The organism is Paucihalobacter sp. (assembly GCF_036825875.1).
In the GTDB taxonomy this organism is placed as follows: domain Bacteria; phylum Bacteroidota; class Bacteroidia; order Flavobacteriales; family Flavobacteriaceae; genus Paucihalobacter.
The window spans coordinates 1-5,388 of record NZ_DAISXK010000077.1 but is presented as its reverse complement, the minus strand read 5'-3'; the positions used below and the strand labels follow the sequence as shown (position 1 = coordinate 5,388).

The following is a 5,388-nucleotide window of genomic DNA, read 5'->3' as shown; positions in this document are numbered from 1 at the left end:
AACTAAACAACTAATTATTAACCTACTTAAGTTATTGTAACTTAAAATTAAAATTTAAAATTATGGCACAAAAAGGTAAAGTAACGATCACAAACATGGTTTACGGATTAGGAGCAGCAATCGTAATTGTTGGCGCTCTATTTAAAATTCAGCACTGGCCTTACGGATCTTTAATCCTAACAATTGGAATGATTGTAGAAGCATTGGTATTTACTTATTCTGCTTTTGAAAGACAACAAAATGAATTAGACTGGTCTCTGGTTTATCCTGAATTGGCAGGTGGTCCAACTTCAGCTAAAAAGAAAAAAGAAGAACCTCAAGATGCTGAAGGTCTTTTATCTAAAAAATTAGATAATTTATTAAAAGAAGCTAAAATTGATGGGGAGTTAATGGCGAGTTTAGGCGAAGGCATCAAAAACTTTGAAGGTGCTGCCAAGAACTTAAGTCCAACGGTAGATTCCATCGCCGCTACTAAAAAGTACGGTGAAGAATTATCGTTAGCCGCAGCCCAAATGGAGTCTTTAAACAGTCTTTACAAAGTGCAATTAGATAGCGTGAATCGTCAAGCAACCATAAATGAAGAAGCTATTGAAAATGCCTCAAAATTAAAAGAGCAAATGCAATCCTTGGCATCTAATCTGTCTTCACTTAACGGTGTTTACGGTGGTATGCTTACTGCAATGAATAGAAACTAATTAGTGGATTCTAATTATCAAATTAATTTAATAATCACTAAAACTAATTAGACATGGCAGGAGGAAAATTATCTGCAAGGCAGAAAATGATTAACTTGATGTACTTGGTCTTTATTGCTATGATGGCAATGAATATGTCCAAGGAAGTACTATCCGCTTTCGGATTGATGGACGCGAAATTTGCTGATGCAAATGAAATGGCTACCGTCACCAACGAAAACCTACTTGGTGGACTCAAATCTAAGGCTGAAGAAAAGCCAAACGAGTTTGCCGTTGCAGCCAATAAAGCTCAGCAAATAAGTAAGGTTTCTGAAAACTTTTTTAAATATTTAGAGAAGGTAAAAAGAGAAGGTATCATCGAGAAAGGTAAATATGAAATTGATCCTAAAACTGGAATGTATCCTTTTGAAGCAATGGATAAAACGGATATTCTTGACGAACTTTGGTTTACTGGTGACAGACTGACCAAAGAAGGTGATATTAGTGGCGAAGCTTTTATGGCTGCCGTTAAAAAGTATAAGCAGGATATTAAAGATATTATTGGTGAGGATGTTAAGTACATTCCAGCAATCGAAAATTTAGAAAGTCGTTTTAATGTAACGGACGTAACCAATAATGAAGGTAAATCTATTCCATGGTTAGACTATCATTTTAAAGGATTTCCCGCAATTGCATCTTACACCAAGCTTACGGCTATGCAAAACGATGTAAAAGCAACAGAAACCAATATGTATAATGTGTTTTTAGGGAACACTTTGGATGAAGCAGTATCTCTTAAAAATTATGAAGCCATTGTTATTGCTGATAAATCAGCCTTTTTTGCTGGTGAGAAATTTCAAGGTAAAGTGGTTTTAGGCAAGTATGCTAATGTAACACCTACTAAATTAGTAGTTGGAGGAAAAGAAGTTAACCTAACCAATGCTATTGACGAAAATGGTGCCGCTAGATTAGATTTTACAGTCGGCAATGTTGGTGAACATGAAATTAAAGGACAGTTTACCTTTTTAGAAGATGGTAAAGAATTACCAATTGAAATTAACGGTAATTATGTGGTGGTTCCAAGACCAAATTCAGCGACCATTTCAGCAGACAAAATGAATGTAGTTTACCGAGGTGTTGTTAACCCTATGACTATTTCTTTTGCTGGAGTACCAGATAACAAAGTAAACGCCAGCGCGCCCGGCTTAAGAAAAGTAGGTGATGGCAAGTACGAAATGCAACCTGGAGCTGGTAGTGAAGTTACCATTAGTGTAAACGCCACTTTAGATGATGGTTCAGTAGTTCCTGATAGGAAGACTTACAGAATCAAAGATATTCCAAAACCAACAGGTTCTTTAATCGGGAAAAGTGGTGTAATGAAACTGCCGAGACGAAATGTGGAGATTGGTAGTATCGATGCCCAGTTAGAGGATTTCGATTTTGATTTACCAATTCAGGTAACGTCATTTAGCGTGAAAGTACCAGGTCAGCCAACCGTTAACGTAGTTGGTACCAAACTGGATGCTGCTGCTAAAGCTGCTTTAGGTCGCGCTAGAAGAGGTGATGCCGTTCAAATTTTAAATATCCAAGCTAAAATTGTAGGCAACAATACTTACAGATTAAAAGAAGTGGCGCCTATTATCGTGGAGTTAACTGATTAATACCGTTAGCAAATAATTAATATAATTAAATTACCAAGTCATGAACTTACATAAAATTTTAACCGGCTCTTTTCTTTGCTTAGCAGGGTTTACCTTTGGTCAAGCCAATTTGCTCAATGCAAAAATTCCCGAGGAAATTGGTATGAAAACCGAAGCTCAGCTGTTATTAGACAACGATAAGCCATTAGAATATGGTTATGTTGACGATAGAGATATCATGTTTTCAAAAATGGTTTGGGAAAAAATTGTATTAGACGAGCGCGTTAATTTTCCGTTGTTATATCCTATTGAAAATAACTTAGGTGATAACAGAAAACCATTGTTTGAAGTATTGTACAACGCTATTCAAACTGGCGATATTCCTCAAATTTATGCCGATTCTTATTTTAGAGAAGCACGAACTCTAAAAGAAATTGAAACAGCTATGAGTTACTCGGCTATTACTGATGAAGGTATCAATTATTTAAATGCTAATAATATTTCTAATGCTGAATTAGACGAAAACCCTTCATTGTTACCAGAGGAATACATGATCGTAGAGCGTATAACCCCAGCCGATATTACTGAATATTTAATAAAAGGTTTGTGGTATTTTGATAAACGTCAAGGTGAAATGAAGTACCGTTTATTAGCGATTGCGCCAACAGCGCCAGAAGCTCAGTTTAAAAACTCGGATAATCCAGAAAACAGAAAACCTATCGCTTTATTTTGGGTGTTTTTCCCAGAAGCAAGAGATGTATTGCACAATGCAAAAGCATTTAATAACAAAAACAGTGCAATGCCAATGTCATTCGATCATTTATTAAACTCACGACGTTTTAATTCATATATGTATAAAGAAGAAAACGTTCAAGGTGATAGAGAAGTAAACGAATATGTTACCGATAATGCTCTAATGCAGTTATTAGAATCGGATAGAATAAAAGATAAAATTAGAAACTTTGAACAAGATATGTGGTCTTATTAAATAGACAGTATAGCAAACTTTACTGGATAAACTAAATAAAACGTCTGCTTTCAGTAGACGTTTTTTTATATGCTAGAAATTTATTTATTACTCGTCAATGCATAACTTCGCACTATGGATGTAGATTACATTATTGTTGGCTGTGGCTTAGCGAGTATTGCTTTTTGTGAGCAATTGCGTTCCCATCAAAAAACATTTGTAGTATTTGACAATGCTTCTCAGCAATCATCCTTAGTGGCGGCAGGTTTATACAATCCAGTTACCTTAAAAAGATTCACTGAAGTTTGGGAAGCCGATGCCCAATTAACATTGGCCATGCCATACTATGGTAGGTTAGAACAACTACTCAATGTAAAGTTAGATTATAAGGTGCGTATTTTGCGCCGATTTGCTTCAATTGAAGAACAAAATTTGTGGTATAGCGCTACTGATAAACCATTACTTGAACCTTATCTTTCACCTGAAATTATAAAAACTAATTTTGACGGTATCGACAGTCCGTTTGGTTTTGGCGAAGTGTTCCAGGCAGGAAGGGTTGATACTGCAATTTTAATTTCGGCTTACAAAAAATATTTGAGAGAACAGCAATGTCTATTTGATGAAAGCTTGCATTACAGGGAATTAAAATCAAACAATCAAACCATCAACTACAAGCATATCATTTCTAAAAACATTGTATTCGCAGAAGGATTTGGTGTAAAGAACAATCCTTATTTTAAAGACCTCCCGTTGAATGGCACAAAAGGCGAAATAATGGAAGTCTATGCGCCAAATTTAAATTTAGAGGTGGCCGTGAAATCATCGGTGTTTTTAATTCCCTTAGGTAACCACCATTACAATGTTGGCGCAACCTATAATTGGAACGACAAAACAAATCAAACCACCCAAGCAGCCAAAGAAGATTTAAGCAAAAAGCTAAAACAATTTTTAAAAGCACCTTTTGAAGTAGTAGAGCAAAAAGCTGGCATTCGTCCGACTACTAAAGATCGAAGACCGTTAGTGGGCCGTCATTCAACATATCAAAATATGTTTGTACTTAATGGACTCGGGACCCGTGGTGTGATGATTTCGCCTTATGTAGCCGATGCATTATATAAATACATTGAAGCCAATCAGCCACTTCCTAATGAAATTGATATTAATCGTTTTTTGGTTGGGCAAGATTAGGATCGTAACTCATAAATAGATTGATCCAAATATTACGAGACCATCGCATAATAAATGGCATCATTACGACCAAGGTGCCAACTATGGCAAAAAAAGCTGCTTTCAAAGAGGTTCCTATAAATAAATAACTAATTACAAAAGCAGCTACAGCAAAGGCAATACCAAGACCGTAACTCACATACATGGATCCGTAAAAAAATGAAGGTTCCAAACGATATTTAGTCTTGCAATGCGAGCAATGATCATGTATCTTTAAAGTATCGACTAGATTGAAGGCATTCTTGTTTATATACATAGATTCTTGATGACATTTTGGGCATGCACCAAATAAAATACTATAGAGTTTAGTTCCTTTTTTTATCATTTTAAAAGCCTTAGTTTTGCACTTCTTTTTTAAGCAATACAAAGTTAGGACTTAATTAAGATTTAGTTAGTAACATTTATAACAATATGCTGAACATTCACAATTTATCGATTTCGTTTCAAGGAGACTTCTTGTTTGAAGACATCACATTTAAACTAGGTGGTGGCGACTGCGTTGGCCTTATTGGTAAGAATGGTGCTGGCAAATCAACCATGCTGCGCATTCTGGCAAAAGAACAAGAGCCTGATACTGGACAAATTGCCGCGGATAAAGATCTCAAAATTGGCTTTTTAAAACAAGAGATCGATTTTGTTTTTGGCAGAACTGTTTTAGAAGAGGCCTATCAAGCATTCACCGAAATAAAATTAATCGAGGCTAAACTAGCGCATATCAACACCCAGTTAGTGGAGCGAACCGATTATGAAAGTGATGGCTACCACCAAATCATGGTCGATTTAAACGAGCTTCAGCACCAATACGAAATTCTCGGTGGTTACAATTATCAAGGTGAAACCGAAAAAATATTGAATGGTTTAGGTTTTAAGCGCGAAGATT

Annotated in this window: 6 protein-coding genes; 5 read left to right on the top strand and 1 reads right to left on the bottom strand. The window is 35.8% G+C overall.

The features are described from left to right. Positions 1–62 precede the first annotated feature (62 nt). From porL to V7Z48_RS13330, 4 genes are all read left to right on the top strand, one after another. Complete coding sequence (porL, locus tag V7Z48_RS13345) at positions 63–695, top strand: type IX secretion system motor protein PorL/GldL (protein ID WP_334114111.1); 633 nt, start codon at positions 63–65, stop codon at positions 693–695. Between the two features lie 53 nt (positions 696–748). Continuing rightward, the gene (porM, locus tag V7Z48_RS13340; protein ID WP_334114110.1) at positions 749–2,335 is read left to right on the top strand and encodes a type IX secretion system motor protein PorM/GldM; all 1,587 of its coding nucleotides are present in this window, start codon (positions 749–751) and stop codon (positions 2,333–2,335) included. Positions 2,336–2,375: 40 nt separating this feature from the next. Then, the gene (gene porN, locus V7Z48_RS13335; RefSeq protein WP_334114109.1) at positions 2,376–3,302 is read left to right on the top strand and encodes a type IX secretion system ring protein PorN/GldN; all 927 of its coding nucleotides are present in this window, start codon (positions 2,376–2,378) and stop codon (positions 3,300–3,302) included. A gap of 114 nt (positions 3,303–3,416) precedes the next feature. Further along, positions 3,417–4,469: an NAD(P)/FAD-dependent oxidoreductase gene (locus tag V7Z48_RS13330; RefSeq protein ID WP_334114108.1), complete on the top strand. Its 1,053-nt coding sequence runs from the start codon at positions 3,417–3,419 to the stop codon at positions 4,467–4,469. Here the strand turns inward: V7Z48_RS13330 and V7Z48_RS13325 are convergent. Further along, positions 4,441–4,833, bottom strand: coding sequence for a DUF983 domain-containing protein (locus V7Z48_RS13325; protein WP_334114106.1), 393 nt, complete (start codon positions 4,831–4,833; stop codon positions 4,441–4,443). The two genes, V7Z48_RS13330 and V7Z48_RS13325, sit on opposite strands and share 29 nt — an antisense overlap. An 86-nt stretch (positions 4,834–4,919) precedes the next feature. Between V7Z48_RS13325 and V7Z48_RS13320 the strand changes: the two genes are divergently transcribed. Continuing rightward, positions 4,920–5,388 (top strand): ATP-binding cassette domain-containing protein (locus V7Z48_RS13320; RefSeq protein ID WP_334114105.1); only part of this gene is annotated, 469 nt, incomplete at its 3' end.

What these genes read in the sequence shown, in the direction of transcription:
- porL (WP_334114111.1), top strand. Translation starts at nt 63, where the DNA reads ATGGCACAAAAAGGTAAAGTAACGATCACAAACATGGTTTACGGATTA.
- porM (WP_334114110.1), top strand. Translation starts at nt 749, where the DNA reads ATGGCAGGAGGAAAATTATCTGCAAGGCAGAAAATGATTAACTTGATG.
- porN (WP_334114109.1), top strand. Translation starts at nt 2,376, where the DNA reads ATGAACTTACATAAAATTTTAACCGGCTCTTTTCTTTGCTTAGCAGGG.
- V7Z48_RS13330 (WP_334114108.1), top strand. Translation starts at nt 3,417, where the DNA reads ATGGATGTAGATTACATTATTGTTGGCTGTGGCTTAGCGAGTATTGCT.
- V7Z48_RS13325 (WP_334114106.1), bottom strand. Translation starts at nt 4,833, where the DNA reads ATGATAAAAAAAGGAACTAAACTCTATAGTATTTTATTTGGTGCATGC.